Annotated in this window: 17 protein-coding genes; 6 read left to right on the top strand and 11 right to left on the bottom strand. The window is 74.0% G+C overall.

Going from position 1 to position 23,100, the window contains the following annotated elements; all coding sequences use genetic code 11:
• Positions 1–18 precede the first annotated feature (18 nt).
• Positions 19–1,581, top strand: coding sequence for an ATP-binding protein (locus tag ACIBBF_RS19235; protein ID WP_397416442.1), 1,563 nt, complete (start codon positions 19–21; stop codon positions 1,579–1,581).
• A complete protein-coding gene (locus ACIBBF_RS19230) occupies positions 1,574–2,455 on the top strand; it encodes a response regulator (protein ID WP_397416439.1) in 882 nt (293 codons plus the stop codon). The genes ACIBBF_RS19235 and ACIBBF_RS19230 overlap by 8 nt, the downstream gene beginning before the upstream one ends.
• Before the next feature lie 126 nt (positions 2,456–2,581).
• Here ACIBBF_RS19230 and ACIBBF_RS19225 read toward each other — a convergent pair whose 3' ends face one another.
• The 6 genes from ACIBBF_RS19225 to ACIBBF_RS19200 form a co-directional block, all read right to left on the bottom strand.
• Positions 2,582–3,001: a rhodanese-like domain-containing protein gene (locus ACIBBF_RS19225; protein WP_397416437.1), complete on the bottom strand. Its 420-nt coding sequence runs from the start codon at positions 2,999–3,001 to the stop codon at positions 2,582–2,584.
• 122 nt (positions 3,002–3,123) lie between these two features.
• Entirely contained in the window at positions 3,124–4,128 is a 1,005-nt protein-coding gene (locus ACIBBF_RS19220) for an isopenicillin N synthase family dioxygenase (protein WP_397416435.1), read from the bottom strand.
• A gap of 283 nt (positions 4,129–4,411) precedes the next feature.
• Positions 4,412–5,167, bottom strand: coding sequence for a hypothetical protein (locus ACIBBF_RS19215; protein ID WP_397416433.1), 756 nt, complete (start codon positions 5,165–5,167; stop codon positions 4,412–4,414).
• 61 nt (positions 5,168–5,228) lie between these two features.
• Complete coding sequence (locus ACIBBF_RS19210; protein ID WP_397416431.1) at positions 5,229–7,904, bottom strand: dipeptide ABC transporter ATP-binding protein; 2,676 nt, start codon at positions 7,902–7,904, stop codon at positions 5,229–5,231.
• Entirely contained in the window at positions 7,901–8,848 is a 948-nt protein-coding gene (locus tag ACIBBF_RS19205; RefSeq protein WP_397416429.1) for an ABC transporter permease, read from the bottom strand. The genes ACIBBF_RS19210 and ACIBBF_RS19205 overlap by 4 nt, the downstream gene beginning before the upstream one ends.
• A 24-nt stretch (positions 8,849–8,872) precedes the next feature.
• Positions 8,873–10,390 carry an ABC transporter substrate-binding protein gene (locus ACIBBF_RS19200; protein ID WP_397416427.1) on the bottom strand — a complete coding sequence of 506 codons (1,518 nt, stop codon included), beginning with the start codon at positions 10,388–10,390 and terminating at the stop codon, positions 8,873–8,875.
• A 95-nt stretch (positions 10,391–10,485) separates the two neighbouring features.
• Here ACIBBF_RS19200 and ACIBBF_RS19195 point away from each other — a divergent pair, with 95 nt between their 5' ends.
• Both ACIBBF_RS19195 and ACIBBF_RS19190 read left to right on the top strand, forming a co-directional pair.
• Entirely contained in the window at positions 10,486–11,310 is an 825-nt protein-coding gene (locus ACIBBF_RS19195) for an exodeoxyribonuclease III (protein WP_397416424.1), read from the top strand.
• 146 nt (positions 11,311–11,456) lie between these two features.
• Positions 11,457–13,355: a septum formation family protein gene (locus tag ACIBBF_RS19190; RefSeq protein WP_397416421.1), complete on the top strand. Its 1,899-nt coding sequence runs from the start codon at positions 11,457–11,459 to the stop codon at positions 13,353–13,355.
• On the opposite strand, the gene ACIBBF_RS19185 is transcribed toward ACIBBF_RS19190, so the two are convergent.
• Together ACIBBF_RS19185 and clpB are read right to left on the bottom strand one after the other, a co-directional pair.
• Positions 13,333–14,379 (bottom strand): ArsR/SmtB family transcription factor, encoded by a 1,047-nt coding sequence (locus ACIBBF_RS19185; RefSeq protein ID WP_397416419.1) that lies wholly within the window; start codon positions 14,377–14,379, stop codon positions 13,333–13,335. The two genes, ACIBBF_RS19190 and ACIBBF_RS19185, sit on opposite strands and share 23 nt — an antisense overlap.
• A 203-nt stretch (positions 14,380–14,582) precedes the next feature.
• Positions 14,583–17,192, bottom strand: a complete 2,610-nt coding sequence (clpB, locus tag ACIBBF_RS19180) for an ATP-dependent chaperone ClpB (protein ID WP_397416417.1) — start codon at positions 17,190–17,192, stop codon at positions 14,583–14,585.
• Positions 17,193–17,318: 126 nt separating this feature from the next.
• Between clpB and cpt the strand changes: the two genes are divergently transcribed.
• Both cpt and ACIBBF_RS19170 read left to right on the top strand, forming a co-directional pair.
• A complete protein-coding gene (gene cpt, locus ACIBBF_RS19175; protein ID WP_397416415.1) occupies positions 17,319–17,876 on the top strand; it encodes a chloramphenicol phosphotransferase CPT in 558 nt (185 codons plus the stop codon).
• On the top strand, positions 17,860–18,660 hold the full coding sequence (locus tag ACIBBF_RS19170; RefSeq protein WP_397416413.1) for a sulfite exporter TauE/SafE family protein: 801 nt from the start codon (positions 17,860–17,862) through the stop codon (positions 18,658–18,660). The genes cpt and ACIBBF_RS19170 overlap by 17 nt, the downstream gene beginning before the upstream one ends.
• An 85-nt stretch (positions 18,661–18,745) precedes the next feature.
• Here the strand turns inward: ACIBBF_RS19170 and ACIBBF_RS19165 are convergent, their stop codons facing one another.
• The 3 genes from ACIBBF_RS19165 to ACIBBF_RS19155 all read right to left on the bottom strand — a co-directional run bounded on the left by ACIBBF_RS19165 (position 18,746) and on the right by ACIBBF_RS19155 (position 23,098).
• Entirely contained in the window at positions 18,746–20,314 is a 1,569-nt protein-coding gene (locus ACIBBF_RS19165; protein ID WP_397416411.1) for an alpha/beta hydrolase, read from the bottom strand.
• 106 nt (positions 20,315–20,420) lie between these two features.
• Complete coding sequence (locus ACIBBF_RS19160; protein ID WP_397416409.1) at positions 20,421–21,851, bottom strand: carboxyl transferase domain-containing protein; 1,431 nt, start codon at positions 21,849–21,851, stop codon at positions 20,421–20,423.
• Positions 21,851–23,098 (bottom strand): CaiB/BaiF CoA transferase family protein, encoded by a 1,248-nt coding sequence (locus ACIBBF_RS19155; protein WP_397416407.1) that lies wholly within the window; start codon positions 23,096–23,098, stop codon positions 21,851–21,853. The genes ACIBBF_RS19160 and ACIBBF_RS19155 overlap by 1 nt, the downstream gene beginning before the upstream one ends.
• Between the last annotated feature and the right edge of the window lie 2 nt (positions 23,099–23,100).

The raw sequence follows: 23,100 nt of genomic DNA, 5'->3' as shown, positions 1-23,100 counted from the left end.
CGGTGCACACTGGCGTCCGTGAGAAGGGCGATGACGCTCCGGGTGCAGCTGCTGGCGCTGCAGGTCGTCATCGTGCTCGTACTCGTCTGCACCACCGGCCTCGTGGCCTCCACGCTGCAGGAACGCCAGCTCCGGGAGGCCTACGCCGACCGGATGACCGGGGTGGCCCAGTCCGTGGCGCGCCTGCCCGCCATCCACGACGCGTTCGACGACGAGGACCCCTCCGCGACCATCCAGCCCATCGCCGAGGTCATCCGCGAGGCGTCCGAGGTCACCTACGTGGTCGTCACCGACGACCACGGCGTGCGCTACTCGCACCCCGACCCCGAGGAGATCGGGCGGCCCGTCTCGACCGACCCCTCCGTGCCGCTGTCCGGGCAGATCTGGACCGGCACCCAGACCGGCACGCTCGGCACGTCCTGGCGGGTCAAGGTGCCCGTCTACGGCGACGCCGCCGACGACGCCTCACCCGCCCCCGTGATCGGCACGGCAAGCGTCGGCATCCTGGAGTCCGAGCTGCGCGCCGACCTCACCGACGACCGCGGCTGGCTGCTCGGGGCGCTCGCCGCCGCCACGGTGGTGGGCGTGCTCTGCGCGGCGTGGGTGACCCGGCTGGTGCGGCGCCGGATCTACCTGCTGGAGCCCGAGGACATCGCGGGGCTCCTGGAGACCCGGGGCCTGACCGACGCCCTGCGGTCCCGGTCCCACGAGTTCGCCAACACCGTCCACGTGATCTCGGGGCTCCTGGAGCTGGGCCGCACCGAGGAGGCGGTGGCGTTCATCGAACGCTCGGGCCACGGCGGGCTGCTCAGCACGTCGGCCGTCGCGCCCGGGGTGCGCTCCCCCGAGCTGGCCGCGCTGCTCCTGGTCAAGACCATCACCGCGCGCGAGCGGGGCGTCACGCTGGACGTCACGGAGGACTCCGTGCTGGACCCGCCGACGACCACGGACAGCTCGTCCCTGCACACCGACGCCCTGGTGGTGCTCGGGAACCTGATCGACAACGCCGTGGACGCCGCGGCACCCCAGGGCCGGGTCCGTGTGCACATGACCGCGGACGGCGCGGCCCTGCACCTCCAGGTGGACGACGACGGCCCCGGCATCCCCGACCACCTGCACCACCAGGTGTTCAAGGCCGGGTTCTCCACGAAGGTCCCGGCCGACCGCGAGCACAGCCGCGGCATCGGGCTGGCGCTGGTGCGGCGCGTGGTGGACCGGCGCGAGGGCGAGGTGGTGCTGGGGTCCGGAGACCTCGGCGGGGCGCGGGTGAGCGTGTCGCTACCGGTGGCGGGCGGGGGTGGGGTGCGGGGTTCGGGTGAGGTGCAGGGTTCCGGTGAGGTGGGGGATCGCGGGGGCGGGGTGCGGGCCTTCCGTGAGGTGGGGGATCGCAAGGGCGCCGCGCGGGCCCTCCGCGAGGCGGGGGATCGTGGGGGTACCGCGCGGACCTCCCGCGACGCGAAGGTTTGCGAGGGTGCCGCGACGGATGGTGGTGGCGTTGGTGCTCGCACCGGGGCTCGCCTTGGGGCGAGCGCTGGGGCGACAGCCGGTGCGGCCTCGCCGGAGGGACGGCGGCATGTCTGATCAGAGCGCTCCCCCCGCCCGGACGCTCCTCGTGGAGGACGACCCGGCCGTCGCCGTCGTGCACCGGGGTTTCGTCGAGAGCCATCCGCGGTTCGTCGTGGTGGGCGAGGCGCGCACGGGCACCGACGCCCTGCGCCTGGCGGCGGAGCTCCGGCCCGACCTGGTGCTGCTCGACCTGCACCTGCCGGACATCGGCGGCCTGGACGTCCTGCGACGGCTCCGCCTGCTGCCGGGGCCGCCCGTCGACGTCGTCGCCACCACGGCGGCCCGCGAGCTCGACAGCGTGCGGCAGGCCATGGCCGGTGGCGTGGTCGCGTACCTGGTCAAGCCGTTCACGTCGGCCGCGCTGCGCGAACGACTCGACGAGGTGTGGCAGCGGCGCGAGGACGTACGCCGTGCGCAGGCGACGCTCGACCAGGACCAGGTGGACCAGCTCCTCGCGGGGCCTCGCCTGGGGCTGCCGCCGAAGGGACTCTCCGAACGGAGCCGGGCGCTGGTGCAGGAGGCGCTGATGCGGCTCTGCGGGGTGGGCGAGGGGGCGGTGGCGGGTGCTGCGGCGGGGGGTGCTGCCGTGGCGGGTGATGCCGGGGCGGTGTCGGGCGGGATTCTGGCGGGTGGCGCGCGGCCGGGTGGCGCGGCGTCGGGCCGGGCGGCGTCGGGTGGCGCGGCGTCAGACGGGGCGGTGTCGGGCGGGGCGGCGTCGGGCCACGTGGAGGTGCGCGATGCCTCGGCCGCCGAGGTCGCCGAGGCCGTCGGGATGTCCCGGGTGAGCGCCCGGCGCTACCTGGAGCACCTGGTCACCGAGGGCCGCGCCCAGGTCACGCCCCGCTACGGCGCGACGGGCCGCCCGGAGAACCGCTACCGCCCCCGCTGACCGGACCGCAGCGGCAGTCCGGCCGCCGGCGGTCGTCCAGCCGCCGGCGGTCGTCCAGCCGCCGGCGGTCGCCCAGCCCGGGACGCCGCACCGTCGACGCCGCCGCCGCCAGCGGGTCGAGGGTGGTCAGAGCGGGGCCGCCAGGGGGTCCGGGGTCGGGTGGACCGGACCGGTCGCGGTGTCGTACGTGAAGCCCTCGCGGACCCAGTACTCGAAGCCGCCGATCATCTCCTTGACCTCGTAGCCGAGCTTCGCGAACTCCAGCGCGGCCTTGGTCGCCGCGTTGCAGCCCGGACCCCAGCAGTACGTCACCACGGGCCGGTCACGGTCGATGGTCTTCTCGGCACGCAGCCGCACCTTGCCGCTCGGCAGGTGCACGGCGCCGGGCACGTGGCCCTGGTCCCACGACTCCTGCGAGCGGACGTCGACCAGGGTGAACGAGGCGCCCGCGGCCAGGTCCGCGTGCACGTCGGCGACGTCGGTCTCGAAGGCGAGCCGCCCGGCGAAGTGCGCGACGGCGGCGGAGGTGTCCTGAGTGGTGGTCATGCCCCGAGTGTGCGGACGCGTCGCGCGCCGGACAAGAGCGCGGACGCGCACTGCTCCTGAAGCATCCGTAAGACGCGCTACTCCGAGCACAGGGCGCCGCCTGCCGCCGTCGCCCACAGCCGTCACACGGCCTGCAGCAGGTGCGGGTGCTGTGCCTCCACCACGTTCGGGTGAGCACGCACGCGGCTCTTGAGCCAGTTGTCCCCGAACACCGCGTGCAGCGGGTTGGCCGGGTCCCGCGTCACGCCCGGGGCCGCGGCGCGGAGGGACGGCGGGAGGTCGATAGTCGGGATGGTCGCGTCGAGCGCGGGCCCGTGGAAGTACGGGATGGAGATGCGGTCCGTGCCCGGCGGCGGGGACACGACGCGGTGCAGGGTCGCCTTGAGGTAGCCGTCCGTCGCGATCTCCAGCAGCTCGCCGATGTTGACCACGAACGCACCGTCCGGCGGCACGACGTCGAGCCACTCGCCGTCCTTCTCGACCTGCAGGCCGGCCTTGCCGTCCTCGACCGAGAGGAGCGTGAGCACGCCCAGGTCCTTGTGCGCGCCGACCCCCTGGGCGGGCGCGGCCGCCGCCACACCGGGATAGCGGGCGATCTTCAGGTGCGGGGACGGTCGCTCGAACACGGCGTCGAACGTGTCGGACGGCGCCCCGAGCGACTCCGCCCAGGACCGCAGCAGCCGCGTGGCGACGGCGTCGAGCCGGGTCAGCCACTCCTCGGCGACCTGGCGCAGGGCGGGCAGGGAGGCGGGCCAGAGGTTCGGGCCCTCCAGGATCCAGTGGTCGGGGATGCCGGGGCCGGCCGGCACCGCGGGCCGCTCGGCCCCGATGTCGATCTGCTCGCGCTGGTCGACGCGACCGAGCGTGCGTTCGCCGCCCATACGCGTCCAGCCCCGGAAGTGGGGGCTGCGGACGTTCTCGATGGCGAGCTTCTGCTCCTCGGGGAGGGCGAAGAACTCGCGGGCGGTGGCGTAGGCGCGGTCGATCAGGTCACGGGGTACGCCGTGGCCGACCAGGGAGAAGAAGCCGACCTCGTGGGTCGCGCGCCGCAGCTCGTCGCGGAAACGGGCCTGGTCGTCGGGGCTGCCGTCGAGCAGCGAGAGGTCCAGGACGGGGATGCCGGGCATGAGGGAGTCCTTTCGAGGGATGCGGGTACGCCGACGGCGGCAGTCCCGGCATCCGCCGACGCCTCGGCCCGGTGCCCGCGACCGCCCGGAGGAGCGAACGCGGAAGCCCGGCACAGGTGCACGGATGTGATGTGTGAGCAGGGACTGCTGTCGGCGGCGCGAGGGATCGCGCCAGGGGGTCGCCGGTTCGGCGACCGCTCAGCGGCGACAGCAGGAACAGAAGAAGGTGCTCACGATGCGAGACACGCTAGCACCCAGGTGGCACCCCGGCACAGGCCCGCGCTCAGTCGGTGACGGCGTCACGCAGGAAGCGGACGACGCGGCGCGCCCGGAACATCAGGGCGTAGCCGATGGCGATCACGTGCCCCACCACGCGCATCGTCTCGTTGACGGCGCCCTCCAGCAGGGTGTCCTCGTCGTCGACCACGCCGTCACGGGCCGACCGGAGGCTGAGGATGCGGGCCCGGTCGTCGGGACCGAGCTCCTCCAGGAGCTTCGGCACCGTGGACAGCGACTCCGCGAAGGGGGCGTTGCGCCGGAGCACGGGCTTGATGATGTCCTCGGGCTCGAGGAACTTGCCGGCGATGATCACCACCGCGACGATCGACCGCCGTCGGGCGTACTCCGCGAGGACGGCGCCCGCGCCGGCGGACGCACCCATGAGCGCGACCCGCTCGCCTCGTCGCTCGCACTGCTCCACCAGGGCGTCCAACCGGTCCAGGCGTTCCTGGAACGTCGCGTCCGACGACCAGCGGACCCGGAACATCGTGGTGCGCACGCCGAGGGCCCGCCACGTGCGCAGCGCCTCGCGCTGGAGGTGCACCAGGGGCGGCAGGCGGTCGCCGAGACCGGGTACGAAGATCACCCGGATCGGGCTCTTGCCGGTGCGCGCCGTGCGGGTCGCCAGACCCTCCGCGCCACCGGTCAGAGGATTCACGCTCGACGCAGGGTCCTCCGCACCCGGCGCCGCCGAAACAGCCGGCGTCGAGCTGCCGAGCGCAGGGAGCTCGCTGTCGCTGCTGGTCACGTGCTCGCTCATCTCGCGCAGGAGGTTACACGGGGCTGGGCGTACCCTGCGTCAGGTTCGGGGGAGCGCGGACTCACGTCAGGTCCAGGACCGGCGTCGCCTCGCGCAGCCGCCGTGTGTACTCCTGCCGTGGTTCGTCGTAGACCTGCGCCGTCGGGCCCTGCTCCACGATCAGGCCGTCGTGCAGCACCGCGACGTGGTCGCAGACGTGCCGGACCACGCCCAGGTCGTGCGAGACCAGCAGCAGCGTCAGGGCGTGCTCGTCAGCGAGCCGGGCGAGCAGGTCCAGCACCTGCCGGCGCACGGAGACGTCGAGCGCGCTGACCGGCTCGTCCGCCACGAGGACACGGGGACGGCACACCAGGGCGCGCGCGATGGCGATGCGCTGCCGCTGCCCGCCCGAGAACTGGTGCGGGTAGCGGCCCGCCGCGTCGAGCGGCAGGCCGACGGCGTCCAGCATCTCCCGGACGGCGTCGCGCCGGGCCGACGCGGCCCGCGGGCCGCCCTCACGGATGTTCGCCGGGTTGAGCAGCGGCTCGGCCACGATGTCGCCCACGGTCATCCGGGGGTCGAGCGACGCGTACGGGTCCTGGAAGACGACCTGGAGGGCGGCACGCAGGCCCCCGAGGTCACGCGGCCGGGCCGGGCTCAGCTCGACGCCGGTGGTCACGACCCGGCCCGACGTCGCCCGGTCCAGCCCCGCGACGATCCGCAGCAGCGTGGACTTGCCCGAGCCGGACTCGCCGACCAGGCCGAACCGCTGCCCCGCGGCCACCTCCAGCGAGACCCCGCGCAGCGCCGCGACCTCCTGGCCGCGGCCCCGGTAGACCCGCGTCACGTCCTGGACCTGGACCACCGCGGCCGGGGCAGGGGCAGGGGCTACCACGGCCGAGGCAGGGGCCGTCGCGGCCCCGTCGGAGCCTCCCGCGATCGGGACCCCATCGGATCCGGTCCCCTCCGGGGTTCCGGCCGCCCGCACCTCGACACGCCCGCGCGCGGCCGGCCCCGGCAACGGCTCCAGGACCGACGCCGCCAGCAGGCGCCGCGTGTACTCGTGCCGGGGGTTCGCGAAGACCTCGGCGACCGGCCCCTCCTCGACCACCGCGCCGTCGAGCAGCACCACCACGCGCTCGCACACCTGGGACACGACGGCCAGGTCGTGCGTGATGAACAGCAGCCCGGCACCGCGCTCGCGGACCAGCCGCACCACGAGGTCCAGCACCTGGCGCTGCACGGTCACGTCCAGGGCGGTCGTCGGTTCGTCCGCCACGAGCACCGGCGGGTCGTTGGCCAGTGCCATCGCCAGCACCACCCGCTGCCGCTGGCCCCCGGACAGCTCGTGCGGGTAACGGCGGGCGGCGCCGTCGGGCAGACCCACCTCCGCGAGGAGCGCGGCGGCCCGCTGCGCGGCGGCCGCGCCGGACGTACCGTGCACCGTCATGGCCTCGGCCACCTGCCGGCCCACGCGCACGAGCGGGTCGAGGGCCGTCATCGGCTCCTGGAACACCATGGAGATCTCCCGGCCGCGCAGCCGGGCGAGGTCCCGCTCGCTCCGGTCCAGGAGGTTCCCGTCCACGCCGGCGAGGCCGACGTGCCCGGACGCGGTGACGCCGTCGGGCAGCAGACCGAGCGCCGCGAGCGCCGTCATCGTCTTGCCCGAGCCGGACTCCCCGATCAGGCCGACGCGCTCGCCCGGGGCCACACGCACCGAGAGGTCGTCCAGGAGGGTGCGGCCGCCGTGGGTGCGGACGGTGAGGTGGCGCAGGTCGAGGGCGGCGGGGGCGTCCGGCGCGCCGCCCTCGACCGAGGCGGGGTCCGGGCCGGGCCCGGACGGCGTGCCCGGGGAACGCTCGGCGGAGGCGTCGGCCTGTCCGACGGCGGCGAGGCGCGGGTCGAACACGTCACGCAGCCCGTCGCCCAGCAGGTTGAACCCGAGCACCGCGACCGCCACGGCCACGCCGGGCACGATCGCGAGATGGTCGGCCACGCCGAGGAACTGCTGGGACTCCTGCAGCATGCGGCCCCACGACGGCGTGGGCGGGGGCGTGCCCAGGCCGAGGAACGACAGCCCGGCCTCAGCGAGCACGGCGACGGCGAAGTTGACGGAGCACTGCACCAGCACGGTGCCCGCGATGTTGGGCAGCACGTGCCGCCGCGCGATCGCGAGCTCGCCGCGGTTGGCGGCCCGGGCGGCGAGCACGTAGTCGGAGCGCATCACCTGGAGGGTGCCGCTGCGGGCCACGCGCGCGAACGCGGGGATCGAGCCGATGCCGAGCGCGACCATGGCGGTCACGGTGCCCGCACCGTAGACGGCGCCCAGCACGATGGCGAGCAGCAGCCCCGGGAACGCGAGCAGGATGTCGCTGCCCCGCATGAGCAGGGCACCGAGCCGCCCGCGGCGCATGCCCGCCAGCACGCCGAGGGGTACGCCGGCCACGGCCGCGATGCCGACGGCGACCACCCCCACCAGCAGGGTGATCTGCGCGCCGGCCATCACCTGGGAGAACACGTCGCGGCCGTAGCGGTCGGTGCCCAACCAGTGCTCGGCGCCGGGCGGCAGCAGGCGTTCGCCGCCCGCGTGCTCCGGGTCGTAGGGGGTCCAGACGAGGGACACGAGCGCGGTGACCAGCACGAGCCCGACCAGCACCGCGCCGATGACGAGCTGGGGGTGCACCCGGCGACGACGGCGCGGCACGTCCGTGAGCGGCGGCGCGGTGCCGGCGGCGGCGACGGTGCGCGGATCGGTCATGACGCCCTCCGCAGCCGCGGGTCCAGCAGGGTGTAGGCGAGGTCGACCAGGAAGTTCAGCAGCACCACCAGGACCACGAGCACCGCCACGATCGACTGCACGGCGAGCAGGTCACGGTTGCCCACGGAGTCCAGCAGGAGGCTGCCGAGGCCCGGCACGGCGAACACCCGCTCGATCACGACGGCGCCGATCAGCATCGACGCGATCTGCACGCCCACCACGGTCACGATCGGCACGCCGGCGTTGCGCAGCCCGTGGCGCACCAGGGCCCCGGCGAAGGTGAGGCCCGTGGCCCGGGCGGTGCGCAGGAAGTCCTCGCGCATGATCTCCAGCACGGCGCTGCGCACGTAGCGCGTGATGATCGCGGCCTGCACGGACCCCAGGGCGACAGCCGGTAGCAGCACGTGGCGCCAGAACTCGCCGAGGTCGTCGGCGGGTGCCGTCCACCCGCCCGACGGCAGCCAGCCCAGCCGCACCGCGAACAGCGACACGAGCAGCACCCCGACGAGGAAGTTCGGCACGGCCACACCGACCTGGCTGAGGGCGGACAGCGCGACGCCGCCCGCGTTCCGGTGCCAGACGGCGGCCAGCGTGCCGAGCGGTACCGCCACCACGAGCGCGATCAGCATGCCGAGCAGCACCAGGATGCCGGTGACCTGGACGCGGTCGGCGACCAGCGGCGTGAGGTCCTGCGACGTCACGTAGCTCGTCCCGAGGTCCCCGGTGAACAGCCCGCCCATCCACTCCAGGTACTGGACGAGCAGCGACCCGTCCGTCCCGTGCTCGGCGCGCCAGGCCGCGAGCGCCTCGGGCGACGCCTCGATGCCGAGCGCGACGACGGCGGGGTCGCCGGGCAGCACCCGCAGCAGCACGAAGATCGCCGCCGTCGCCACCAGGAGCGTGGCGACGAGCTGGGCGGCGTGCGAGGCGAGGTGTCTGAGCACGGGCGGTGGCGGCGTCGGGCCCGGTCAGTCGGACCAGCGCAGGCCGGTCAGGTCCATGGACTCCGTGGTGGCGTTCGCGGCGATGCCCGTCAGGGCGGCGTCGGCCACCACCGTGTTGGGGAAGAGGAACAGCGGGTCGCTCGCGGCGTCGTCCACGATCATCCGGGCCACCTCCTGCATGCCCGCGACGTACTGGTCCGGGCTGCCCTCGTCGGCCTGCTCGGCGACCTGTGCGACCTGCGGGTTGTCGTAGCCGATGTAGTAGTCGGGGTCCCCGAAGATCGTCAGCATGTCCCGAGCCTCGGTGTGGAGGATCACCGACATCTGGTAGTCGTGCTCGGTGAACACCTTGTCCAGCCAGACGGCGGGGAACTCCGCGGGGACGATGGTCGCGTCGATGCCGACGTCCGCGAGCTGCGACACCACCACCTGGGCCACGGCCTCCGCGTAGGGGCGGGTCGGCACGTCGAAGGTGATGCTCAGGTCCTCGACGCCGGCCTCGGCCAGGAGCTCGCGGGCGCGGTCCGGGTCGTACGGGTAGGCGTCGGTCAGGTCCTGGTAGTAGGGGTCGGTCGGCGGCACCATCGAGCCGATGAGCTCGCCGTGGCCCGCCCACGCCGTGTCGAGCACGGCCTGGCGGTCGATCGCGTACATGACGGCGCGGCGCACCCGGAGGTCGTCGAAGGGCGGCTCGGCGTTGTTCAGGGCCAGCAGGACCTCGCCGGTCGAGGTGCCGTCGACGACCTGCAGGCGGTCGTCCTGCTCCAGGCCGGCCAGCAGGTCGGGCGCCTGCATGTTGTACGCCATGTCGACGTCGCCGGCGCGCACCGCGTTGGCCTGCGCGTTCGCGTCGGCGAAGTAGCGGACGGTCACCTCGCTGATCGCGGGGGCGTCGCCCCAGTAGTCGTCACGGGCGGCGAGCGTGACGTGCTCGCCGGTCGCGACCTCCGTCACGGTGTACGGGCCGGTGCCAACCGCCTCGGTGGCCAGGTCCGCGGACAGGTCGTCCGGGAACATCGCGCCGACCGACGTGCCCATGTCGAACAACCACGCGTTGCTCGGGTGCCGCAGGGTGACGACGACCTCGGTGTCGCTGGTCGCCTCGGCGCTCTCGACGACGTCCATCTTGGACTTCAGGCTCAGCGTCCAGTCGTCCTGCACGCGGGCGATCGACGAGACGACGTCGTCGGCGGTGAAGGCGGAGCCGTCGGAGAACGTGACGCCGTCGTGCAGCGTGAACGTGTAGACGGTGCGGTCCCCGCTGACCTCCCACGACTCGGCGAGCTGCGGCTGCACCTCGCCCTCCTGGTCGATGGCCACCAGGCCCTCGTACACGTTGTTCATCAGGAGCTGCGGGATGGCCGAGCCCGACGTCGTCGTGAAGTCGAGGTTGGTCGGCTCCCCGGTGAGCCCGACGACGACGTCCGTGCGGGCACCGCCGTCCGCGCCGGAGGAGCTGCCGGCGGAGCACGCCGCGACCAGGGCCGTTGACGTGAGGACGACGACGGCGCCGAGGGCGCGACGCCCGCTGAGGATCTGCACGCGACCAGCCTAGTCGGGGTGAAACATCTCGATTATCGCCGGTCCGGAAGTGGGGCCGGGATCACAGCGCGGGGCACCCCACGTACGCTGTCCGGGTGCGCCTCGTGACCTGGAACGTGAACTCCATCCGCACCCGGATCGACCGCGTGCTCGCCTTCCTGGACCGGTCGCAGGCCGACGTGCTGGCGATCCAGGAGACCAAGTGCCGTGACGACCAGTTCCCCGCCGCGGCGTTCGAGGCCGCGGGGTACGAGGTCGCGCACTTCGGGCTCTCGCAGTGGAACGGCGTGGCCATCGCGTCGCGCGTCGGGCTGGACGACGTCGCCACCCGGTTCCCCGGGCAGCCCGGCTTCGCGAAGACGATCACCGCCGACGGTCCGGACGCGCTGCTCGACGTGGATCCGCCGATCGAGGCACGCGCCATCGGTGCGACGTGCGGCGGCGTCCGCGTGTGGAGCCTCTACGTGCCGCACGGCCGGGCGCTGGACGACCCGCACTACGCGTACAAGCTGGCCTGGCTGGAGGCCCTGCGCGAGGCCGCGGTGACCTGGGCCGGAGCGCAGGACGCCGTCGCGCTCATGGGCGACTGGAACGTGATCCCGCTCGACACCGACGTGTACGACGCCGCCGCCTTCGCGGGCAAGACCCACGTGTCGCCGCCCGAACGGGCCGCGTTCGACGCCTTCGGCGACGCGGGCTACACCGAGCTGACGCGGAAGTTCCTCCCCGCCGAGCACACGTACACCTACTGGGACTACCAGCAGCTCGCCTTCCCCCGGAACAAGGGCCTGCGGATCGACTTCTGCTGGGCCTCGCCCGCGCTGGCGCCCCGTGCGGCGGGCGCTCTCGTGGACCGTGACGAGCGCAAGGGCAAGGGCGCCTCCGACCACGTGCCGGTGATCGTCGACCTGGCGGACTGACACCGCCCGCGTACGCCCGACGCCCGCTGCGGGTTCCACCCGCGATGGGGAAATCAGCGGGTGAAATTGTCCATATCTCGAGTGCGCCCGAACCGGGCACCGTTCCGGTGATCAGGTCGTTGCCGAATATCGGTAAGTTAACCTGCATGACGTCGACGCCCGACCAGTTCCCGGCCTCCACCGAAGCCGCAGGGACCCCCGAGACGGATCCTGTCGAGAAGGCGTCCGCGGGGAAGTCGGAGCAGGAGCACGTGACGGACGGCGACGCGGGCACGACGCCGGTGAGCGCCACGGACGAGCGAGCCGAGCCCGCCGCGGACGGCGACGGCGCGAACAGCGACGAGATCGGGCCGGACGAGGCGGTCCCGAGCGCGGGCGACACCGCGAACGAGCAGGCCGCCGAGGAGGCTGCGCCGGAGCCGGAGCCTACGGACGACGGGATCGAGACCGCTGACGAGACCGTCGGCGAGACGGCGGTCGAGGCCACGGAGCCGGAGGCGTCCACGGAGGCCGCGGCACAGACGGAGCGGGCGGCCACGGGCGGCGGCCCCGGCGGTCGCAGCGAGGCGCCCACCGAGGAGATCAGCGTCGTGCCGCCCGCCTCGCCCGAGGAGGCGACGCCGCCGACCGCCACCCCGCCGAGCAAGACCGCACCCGCGGAAGCCACCCCGCCGAGCGCGACCGCACCCGCGAGCGCCGCACCCGCCGACGCCGCACCCGCCGACGCTGCGCACGCCGACGCTGCGCACGCCGGGGACGCTCCGGCCGACGGTCCGGGGTCCGCAGACACTCCGGCCCCGACGGAAATGCAGGCCCCGACGGCGCAGGCCGCGGACACGCCGGCCCCCGGCACGACCGAGCCCGCGTCACCTGAGGAGCGCGAGAAGCCCGAGGAGCGCGAGAGGCCCGAGGAGCCCGCACCGGCCACGGCCTCCGACGCGGAGAACGCACGGTCCACGACGTCCGTGGCCCCGATCACCGACGCCGACCTCGACTTCAAGGCGCTGTCGTTCGCGGCGATCGCCGAGGCGCACAAGAAGGCGCTCGGGCCGCGCACCGTGGTCGGCGAGGTCAGCACGGACCGCGGCCGGGAGCCAGGGGCCGGCACCGAGGACACGTCGGCCGCGACCCCGGCGGACCCGCCTGCCGACGGCGCGGAGACCGAGCAGGCAGACGTCGAGCAGACAGACGTCGAGCAGACAGACGTCGAGCAGACAGAGTCCGAGCAGGCCGCCGTCGAGCACACGGACGCCGAGCACACTGCCCCGTCACAGGCCGTCGATGACGCCGAGGCGACCGGCACGCCGGACCTGTTCGCCGCGCCCACCACGCACACCCCGCCGACGGCCGCCCCACCGAGCCCGTTCCCGACCCCCGCGGCACCCGTGCAGCACCACCCGGGAGCGCCGGCCCAGCCCACCGCCCCGCAGCAGCCGCCGTCGCCGTTCCCGGCGGCACCCGGGAACGCGGCGCACGGGTTCCCCGCCGTGCACGACTACGCTCCCGAGGCCACGTACGCGGGCTGGCGTCCGGCCACGCCCGCCGACGAGTCCGCCAAGCGCCGCCGCTACGCCCTGGTCGGGGGCGCCGTGGTGGCGGTGATCGCGGTGGTGGCGGTGGTCGCCGTCGTCGTGAACATGGTGGCCCGGCAGCAGTGGGAGCCGATCGAGGCGATGATCGCCGAGCCCCGCGAGGTGCACCCGCTCCAGCTCGTGCTCGGGTCCTGCGTGGAGACCGTCCCCGACGACGGTGAGGTCTCCGAGGTGCTCGCGGTGCCCTGCGACGAGCCGCACACGGCACAGGTCGTCGGGCGCACCGACTTCGCGGACGCCGCCGTCTGGCCGGGACGTGACGAGGTGGACAAGCGCGTGGCCCAGGTGTGCGGCACCAAGCAGCTCGGACCGGTCGCGCGGAACAGCCCGGTCGTGAACACCGTGCGGTACGTGGTGTGGGGCCCGAGCGAGGCGTCGTGGGACGACGGCGACCGGGTCGGGCTGTGCCTCGCGGCCACCGCGGACCCGATCACGCAGGATCTGCTGCAGTGACCGCCTGGCGCGGCGGCAGCAGCAGCGCGGGCGCCGCCGGGCTCTGACCGACGCAGCCGTCGAGCAGGGTCTGCCCCAGCGGGGTCGGCGCGTGGATCACGGAGTTGCGCTCCCGCCCGGACGCGACCAGCCCTGCGTTGCGCAGCACGGTCGCGTGCTCCGACGCGGAGGCCGGCGAGATCGCGAGCCGCTGGGCGATCTCACTGGTCGTGGCCCCGGTACCGAGTGCGCGCAGCACGGACGCCCGGGTCCGGCCGAGCAGCGCGGTGAGCTGACGGCCGCCGCCGGACGCCGCCTCCAGGCCGTGCTCCGGCACCGCGTGCTCGTGCACGATCGGGTAGAGCAGCACGGGCGGCAGCTCCGGGTCGGCCAGCGTGATCGGGGCACGGAAGCAGAAGTACGACGGGATGATCAGCAGGCCGCGACCGGCCAGGTCGACGTCCCGCTCCGCCGCCGTCACCACGGACAGGACCGGGTGCTCCCACCGCACCGAGGGGTGCAGGGTCCGCAGGGCCTGCTCGGTACCGCCCTCCACCCAGGCCCGGGTCCGGGCGGCCCGGTCGAGGTCGACGGCGGCGCGGATCCCGCTCCAGTACGGCCCGATCGCCTGCTCGTAGTAGGCCCGCATCGCGACGCCGAGCCCGCGGACGGCCGGCGCGGACCCGGACGCGAGGTCGCGCATCCACAGGTGCGGCCGGGTCCCGCGCGTCAGCCGCGCCAGGTCGGTGCCGAGCCGGGACCGGGAGGTCGAGAGCACGGCGTCGAGGCCCGTCTCGAAGTCGTCCGTGCCGGTGAGCGGCGTGAGGAAGTCCGGCGAGTAGCCGCGCGGCGGTGCCAGGCGCAGCAACATCCTGGCTGCGGGCGGCAGACCCGACAGCACCCGCCCGCGCCAGGCCGCGAACATCGGCACGCTCGGGCGCTGGTTCACCACGTGGGCGCTGAGCAGCACCTCCCACATAGGGTCCGGGCCCGGTGCTATCCGGACCCGGGCAAGATCGTCCGACGTGAAGTGGAACCGCAGCATCAGGCCCTCCCTGACCGTCCGCCTCTCCCCGTGGCCCCCGTTGGCTCGCCCCCCGCGGCCCCTGACGTGCGGGACCCCGGTACGTGACGCGCCACGCACCGATTCACCCGCACTCTGAGGGACGCGCGGGTGAACCGGTACTGGTCGGCCAGGCCTACACCTTCACAACACCGTCACACGGGTCGCGGTTCCGGGCCCTCGGGTCAGACGGTCTGGGGCTGCCTGCCGAGGGTCAGCCCCTCGCCCTCCCCGCGGTCCACGACCACCGCGTCCCCGTCGGACACCTCGCCGGAGAGCAGCAGCCGGGCGAGGCGGTCGCCGATCTCGCGCTGCACCAGGCGGCGCAGCGGCCGGGCACCGTAGGCGGGGTCGAAGCCCTCCAGGGCGAGCCACTCGCGGGCGGCCGGTGTCACGTCCAACGTGATGCGCCGGTCACCGAGCCGCGTGGCGAACGCGTCCACCTGCAGGTCCACGATGCTGCCCAGCTCGTCGAGCGTCAGGGCGTCGAAGACCACGACGTCGTCCAGCCGGTTGAGGAACTCCGGCTTGAACGCCGCGCGCACGGCCGTCATGACGGACTCGCGCCGCTCCTCGTCCGACAGCATCGGTTCCACGAGGAACTGCGAACCGAGGTTGGAGGTCAGCACCAGGATGGTGTTGCGGAAGTCCACGGTGCGGCCCTGGCCGTCCGTCAGGCGCCCGTCGTCGAGCACCTGGAGCAGGATGTCGAAGACCTCGGGGTGCGCCTTCTCCACCTCGTCCAGCAGCACCACCGTGTAGGGCCGCCGCCGCACGGCCTCGGTGAGCTGACCGCCCTCCTCGTACCCGACGTACCCCGGAGGGGCACCGACGAGGCGGGCCACGGAATGCTTCTCCCCGTACTCGGACATGTCGATGCGCACCATGGCGCGCTCGTCGTCGAACAGGAAGTCGGCCAGCGCCTTGGCGAGCTCCGTCTTGCCCACGCCCGTGGGGCCGAGGAACAGGAAGGACCCCGTGGGCCGGTCGGGGTCGGCGACGCCCGCCCGGGTACGTCGCACGGCGTCGGACACCGCGGACACCGCGGCCTTCTGACCGATGAGGCGCTGCCCGAGCACCTCCTCCATGTGCAGGAGCTTCTCGGACTCGCCCTGGAGCAGGCGCCCGGCGGGGATGCCGGTCCACGCCGCGACGACCTCCGCGATCTCGTCGGCACCGACCTTGTCCGCGATCATCGGCTGGTCCGGGGACGGCAGGCTCTCGACCTCGGACTCCTCCTGCTCGGCCGCGGCGAGCTGCTTCTCGACCCCCGGGATCTCGCCGTACCGGATCCGGGCGGCACCCTCGAGGTCGCCCTCGCGGAGCTTGCGCTCGGCGTCGGTCCGCAGCTCGTCGAGGCGCGCGCGCAGGTCACCGACGCGGTTGTGGCCCGCCTTCTCGGACTCCCAGCGCGCGGTGAGCGCGGCCAGGGCCTCCCGGCGGTCAGCCAGGTCGGCGCGGAGGCGCTCCAGCCGGTCCTTCGACGCCGCGTCCTCCGACTCGGACAGGACCACCTCCTCCATCTCGAGCCGCGTGACGGCACGCTGCAGCTCGTCGATCTCCACCGGGGACGAGTCGAGCTCCATGCGCAGGCGCGACGCCGCCTCGTCGACCAGGTCGATCGCCTTGTCCGGAAGCTGCCGTCCGGAGATGTACCGGTCGGAGAGCGTGGCCGCGGCCACGAGCGCCGAGTCGGCGATCGTCACCTTGTGGTGCGCCTCGTAGCGCTCCTTGAGCCCGCGCAGGATCGCCACCGTGTCCTCGACCGACGGCTCGCCGACGAAGACCTGCTGGAAGCGCCGCTCCAGGGCCGGGTCCTTCTCGATGTGCTCGCGGTACTCGTCGAGGGTCGTGGCACCCACGAGACGCAGCTCGCCGCGCGCCAGCATCGGCTTGAGCATGTTGCCGGCGTCCATGGCACCCTCGCCGCCGGCTCCCGCGCCGACCACCGTGTGCAGCTCGTCGATGAAGGTGACCACCTCGCCGTCCGACGCCGTGATCTCCTCCAGGACCGCCTTCAGCCGCTCCTCGAACTCACCCCGGTACTTGGCACCCGCGACCATGCTCGCCAGGTCCAGCGCGACCAGACGCTTGCCCTTGAGGGACTCGGGCACGTCACCGGCGACGATGCGCTGGGCCAGGCCCTCGACGACGGCGGTCTTGCCGACGCCGGGCTCGCCGATGAGCACCGGGTTGTTCTTGGTGCGGCGGCTGAGCACCTGGATCACGCGGCGGATCTCCGAGTCGCGGCCGATCACCGGGTCCAGCTTGCCGTCCCGGGCCTGCTGGGTCAGGTCCGTTCCGTACTGCTCCAGCGCCTTGTACGTGCCCTCCGGGTTGGGGCTGGTGACCCGCCCGGACCCGCGGACGGCGGGCAGCGCCGCGCGCAGGGCGTCGGCGGTGGCCCCGGCGTCGGACAGGATGCGGGCCGCGGACGACTGGCCGGCCGCCAGCGCGATGAGCAGGTGCTCGGTCGAGACGTACTCGTCACCCAGCCCCTGGGCCTCCTTGCCCGCCAGGTCGAGCACCGTCGCCAGGGCGCGGCTCGCGCTGGGCTGGGCGGTGCTCGCGCCGCTGGCCTGGGGCAGGGCGACGAGCGCCGCGCGCACCTGCTGTCCGATGGCCTGCGCGTTCGCCCCGACCGCGTCGAGCAGCCCGACGGCCACGCCGTTCTCCTGCTGGAGCAGCGAGGCGAGCAGGTGGACCGGCTCGAGCTGCGGGTTGCCGGCGGCGGACGCCGACTGGATCGCGTCGCCGATCGCCTGCTGCGACATGGTCGTGAACTTGGTGTCCATGAAGCCTCCCGGGGCTGATGACGTGGGCAGGGGTCTGTCCAGGGGAACCTGATCAAAGTTGAGTCTATTCCACTCAACTTGGAATTTCACTCTAGCGCGTACCGCCGACACTCGTAGCGTGATCCCATGAACACCCAGGTCATCGTGCTCAACGGCGGCTCCAGCTCCGGCAAGTCCGCGATCGCACGGAGCCTCCAGGCCGTGCTCCCCGACGCCTGGCTGTCGCTCAGCATCGACACCCTCGTCGACGCGATGCCCGCACGGCTCACGACCGGCGGCGACGGGATCGGCTTCGCGGACGACGGTGGCGTCGACGTCGGGCACGAGTTCATGGCGCTCCAGGACGCCTGGATCACCGGACTGGTCGCCATGGCGCGCGCAGGAGCGCACGTCGTGGTCGACGACGTCTTCCTCGGGGGCGCCGCCTCCCAGCGCCGCTGGCTCGACGCGCTGGGCGACGTGCCGGCGCTCTGGGTCGGCGTGCGGTGCGACCCGGCCGTCGCCGGGCAGCGCGAGGCGGCACGCGGCGACCGGGTGGCGGGCATGGCCGCGAAGCAGGCCGACGTCGTGCACCAGGGTGTCGCCTACGACCTCGAGGTCGACACCACGGGCACCAGCTCCGTGGACTGTGCGCGGACCATCGCCGCACACCTGAGATCATCACGAGGTGACCGAGCAGACTGACGACTCCCTGACACCCCCTCGCGCCGCCCTCGTCGGGATCGTCGGAGGCTCCTTCTCGGGACTGTTCGGCCTGGGCGGCGGCATCGTCATGGTGCCGCTCCTGACCTCGCTGGGCGGCCTGACGCAGCGCCGGGCCAGCGCCTACTCGCTGGCCGCGATCCTGCCGGCCGCCGTCGTCGGGTCCATCCCGTACCTGACGCACCAGGCCGTCGACCTGGTCGCCGCGGGCCTGCTCGTCGTGGGCTCGGTGATCGGCGCGGTCGTGGGTGCGCGCCTGCTCGCCAGGGTGCCGGAGTCGCTGCTGCGCTGGCTGTTCGTCGGCGTGCTGGTCGCCGGGATCGTGCGGTCGCTGCTCGACGGGTTCGGCGAGCCCCCGGAGGTGGACACCGCGGGGGGCCTGCCCAGCCTGCTCGACGGCGCCGGGATGGTGGGCCTCGGCCTCGTCATGGGCGTCGCCTCGGGTCTGCTCGGCATCGGCGGCGGCCAGCTCGCCGTGCCGGGCCTGTCGGCGCTGTTCGACTTCGCGCCCGCCCTGGCCAAAGGCACGTCGCTGGTCGCGATGATCCCCACCGCCGTCTCCGGCACCTGGGTCAACGCACGCAACGGCCTGGTGCACCTGAAGACCGCCGCGCTCATCGGCCTGGTGGCCTCGGCCTTCTCCTTCGGCGGCGCCAGCCTGTCGGTGGTGCTGCCCGACCGGGTCGCGTCGGTCGCGTTCGCCGCGCTGCTCGTCTTCGCCCTGGTCCAGCAGGTCCGCAAGGCACTGGAGAGGCGGCCACACTAGACCCCCGTCCTTCGAGACCCGACTTCTCGGCTCCGGACGATGCCGGAGCGAAGAGAGCCGGGTCCCGAAAGCGGCGGCGAGCCGGTCAGTCCGCCCGGCAGGCCTGGTCGCGGCGCGGCATCTCGCCGTCGACCAGGTAGGCCGTCCCGACGTTCAGGGCGCACGCGTTGCCGCCGATGACGTAGACGCCGTGACCACTGCCGTCCACGCTCACGAGCCGGGCACGCTCGCCGAACTTCTCCCGGGCCAGCTCGGCGCCCAGGTGCGGCGTCGCCGGGTCACGACGGTTCTGCATGATCAGCAGGTTGCGCGGACCCTCGTCGGTGATCTGCACGGGCGGCTCCACCGGCTCGTTCGACCAGAAGGCACACGGCGTGACGTTGGCGGTCGCCGCGCCGTACAGCGGGTATCGCTGACGGTCCTCGGCGACGGCCTCGCGGTACGTGTCGACGTTCTCCGACCAGTTGACGTCGTTGCAGGTCACGGCGAGATAGGCGGACCAGGCGTTGGACGCCGGCCACGGCTCGCCGGCCGCCGTCGCCCCGACGCCGGCCGGGCCCGCACCGAACCCGATGTCGGGACGGAAGGTCTCGGCCAGCCGCAGGGCGGCCTCGCCGTCGCCGCTCCGGACCGACTGCCAGGTCTGCGCCAGTCCCGCGTAGCTCGACTCGCCGTACAGACCGGCGAAGCTGACGAAGCGGAACAGGGTGCCGTCCAGCCCCTCGACCGGGTTCTGGTCCAGCCGCTCGGCGGTCTCGAAGTAGGTGGCCTGTACCTGCGCCGGCGTCCGGCCCAGACCGTACGCGGCGTGCCGCTTCGCCGCCCACCTGGCGAAGTCCGGGAAGGTCTGCTCCGTCCCGAGGCCGAACCTCCGCAGCCCCTCACGGTCGAGCGCGGTGTCGCCGAGGTTGCTGTCGATGATGACGCGATCCGAGGTCTCCGGGAACAGCGACGCGTAGGCCGCCCCGAGCGCGGAACCGTAGGAGTAGCCCAGGAAGCTGGCCTTGTCCTCGCCGAGCGCCGCCCGGACCTGGTCCAGGTCACGAGCGATGTTCGCCGTCGTGACGTGCTGCATGTGGCCCTCGGTGTCGTTGCGCGCGCACTGCTCGGCCGCCGACCGGGCGACGTCCGCGTTCGCCAGCACCGCGGCGTCGTCGACCGCGTAGGGCGGGACGTTGCTGAAGTACGCGTCGTCCATCGTGAACCTGCAGTCCACCGGGGTGGAGTGCCCCACGCCACGGGTGTCCATGCCGATCAGGTCGTAGGCGTCCAGCACGCTGTCGGGCATGCCCCGGGTCTTCAGGACCGCCGGGAAGTCCAGGCCCGCGCTCCCCGGACCGCCCGGGTTCAGCAGGAGGATCCCCCGGCGCTCGGCCGGGTTCGTGCTCGCCAGCCGCGAGATCATGACGTCGATCTGCTCGCCGTCCGGCTCGGCGTAGTCCAGCGGCACCGGCACGGTCGCGCAGGTCAGCACGTGCGGCTGCGCCTGCGCGACGACGTCGGCGGGGCACTCGCCCCACTCGACCTGTGCCGCGGGCCCGCCGCCGGTCCCGTCCTGGTCCTCGGCGGCAGCGGGCACCGCGGCCGATGCCCCGGCCAGCCCGATCGTGAGCAGCAGGGCCAGTCCCCGGCCCAGCTTCCGTCGTCGTTCCATGGTGTCCAGCCTCTCGGCCTCGGCGAGGGCTTCCGCCCCTGTCGAGACCCGACTCCACCCCGTGTGCCCACCACAGGGTCAAGCGCCCGGCGGGCGCGTCGGCCGATCACCCCGGGACGGGGACGCGCCCCAGCACCGCCGCGCACTCCGCCGCCACCGCCACGGCGACGTCGCGCACCGTGTCGCCGTCGCGCTCCGGGACCACCCGCTGGACCGCGCCCTCGGCGAGCAGGTCGACGGCGCGGACGTGCTGCGCCTCGGCCATCGCCGCCGCGTGCGCCGTGTCCCCGTGCACGATGACGCTCGCACCCTCGGGCGGCAGCGGCGACAGCCAGGCGTGCTCCGCCGCGATCACGGTCCGCGCGGGCAGCAGCGCGAGCGCCCCGCCACCGCAGCCCTGACCGAGGATCACCGACAGCGTCGGCACCGTCATCCGCGTCAGCGCCGCCATGCAGCGTGCGATCTCGCCGGCGAGCGCCCCCTCCTCGGCGTCCCGGGAGAGCTCGGCGCCCGGGGTGTCGATCACGGCGACCAGCGGGAGCCGCAGCTCCTCGGCGAGCCCCATCGCGCGCCGGGCCACGCGCAGCGCGGCGGGCCCCATGGGTGCGCTCTCGCTCTGCCGCGTCCGGTCCTGGCCGACCATCACGCACGGCTGCCCGTCCAGCCGCGTCAGGGCCACCAGCATGGACTCGTCCCGCTCGCCCTCGTCCGTCCCGGACAGCCGCACGGTGCCCGAGGCCCCGTAGCGCAGCAGGTCCCGCACGCCGACCCGGCCCTCGGCGCGGGTCCGCAGCACGGAGTCCCAGGCGGACGTCGCCGCGGACGGCTCGCCCTGACGACGCGGCAGGGACGACGGCGACGGCGGGTCGACCAGCACCGCGAGCGCCCGTTCCACCAGCGCGGGCAGGTTCTCGGGGGCGACGACGCCGTCGAGCACGCCCTTGGCGGCGAGGTTCTCGGAGGACTGCACGCCGTCGGGCAGCGCCGTGCCGGTGAGCGCCTCGACGACGCGCGGCCCGAGGAACCCGATGAGCGCGCCGGGTTCGGCGACGGTGAGGTGCGCGAGCGAGCCCCAGGACGCGTACACGCCGCCGGTGGTCGGGTGGCGCAGGTACACGAGGTAGGGCAGGCCGGCGGCGCGGTGGTCCATGACGGCGCGGGAGATCTCGACCATGCGGAGGAACGCGGGCGTGCCCTCCTGCATGCGGGTGCCGCCCGACGCCGTGGTGGCCAGCAGGGGCAGCCCCTCGGCCGTCGCACGCCGGACGGCGGCGGTGATCCGCGCGGCGGCCGACCGGCCGATGGAACCGCCCAGGAACCGGAACTCGTTGACGATCACCACGACAGGCCGGCCGCGCACGCGGCCCCGCCCGGTGAGGACGGACTCGTCGGTGCCCGCCTTCTCGGCAGCCGCGGCCAGCACCGCCCGGTACTCCGCCCGGTGCCCTGCGGTGTCGACCGGCTCGTCCCAGGACTCGAAGCTGTCGTCGTCGAGCACCAGGTCGATCAGCTCGCGGGCGGACCAGCGGCGGGTCATCAGCCCGCCTCCGGCCTCGGGCCGGCCGCGGCCGACCGGACCGAGGCCCGCTCCGCCGAAGGACGGTCTGGGGTCGGGCCGTCCCCGTCCAGCCAGGCGCGGATCCGCTCGGCGTGCTCGTCCAGCACGGGCGGCGCCCGGTGGTCGCGCCGCGTCACCTCGGCGCCGTCGGCGTCGAAGAACCGCAGCGGCGGCCCGGGGAGGGTGACCGTGCCGAGGCTGGTGTGCTCCACGTCGACGAGCAGGCCCTGGCTGGCCGTCTGCTCCCACGCGTACACCTCGTCGAGGGTGCGCACCCGGCCGGCCGGGATGCCGGCGTCGGACAGCCGGGTGAGCAGCGCGTCGGCGTCGTACCCCGCGAACACGGCCTCGACCGCCTCGATCACCTGGTCGCGGCGGGCCACCCGCTCGGGGTTGCTCCGCAGGCCCTCCGCGTCAGGGTCGAGGCCGAAGGCCAGACAGAACCTCTGCCACAGCGCCTCGGACCCGACGGCTATCTGGACGGCGCCGTCACGGCAGCGGAACAGACCGTACGGCGCGATGGAAGGGTGGTGGTTGCCCTGCGCTCGCCCCACCTCCCCGGCGACCGTCCACCGGGTGCCCTGGAAGGCGTGCACCCCGGTGACGGCGGCCAGCAGCGACGTGCGCACCACCTGGCCGGCGCCCGTGGTGTGCCGTTCGTGCAGCGCCGCGAGCACCCCGTACGCGCCGTAGATCCCGGCGAGCAGGTCGCCGATCGGCACGCCGACACGCTGCGGGTCGTCCGGACCGGATCCCGTCAGGGACATGAGGCCGGCCTCGCCCTGGGCGATCTGGTCGTACCCGGCGCGGCCGCCCTCGGGCCCGTCGTGACCGAACCCCGTGATCGAGAGCACCACCAGGCGCGGGTTGCGCTCCAGGAGCGACTCGACGCCGAGCCCGAGCCGCTCCAGCACGCCGGGCCGAAAGTTCTCCACGAGCACGTCGGCACGGTCGACGAGCGCCAGGAGGGTCGCCCGGCCGGTCTCGTCCTTGAGGTCGAGCGCGATCGACTCCTTGTTCCGGTTCGCCGACAGGAAGTACGTGGACTCGCGCGCGTCCTCCTCGCCGACGAAGGGCGGGCCCCAGCCGCGCGTGTCGTCGCCACGCTCGGGCACCTCGACCTTGATGACGCGGGCGCCGAGGTCGCCCAGCATCATCGTGGCGTGCGGCCCGGCCAGGGCCCGGGAGAGATCGACGACGACGACGTCGGAGAGGGGTCCGGTCATCG

Origin of the sequence: Promicromonospora sp. NPDC050880 (assembly GCF_044456525.1) — a bacterium.
Classification (GTDB): domain Bacteria; phylum Actinomycetota; class Actinomycetes; order Actinomycetales; family Cellulomonadaceae; genus Promicromonospora.
Note: the sequence above shows the minus strand (reverse complement) of the source record. Positions and strands in the feature narration are given on the sequence as shown.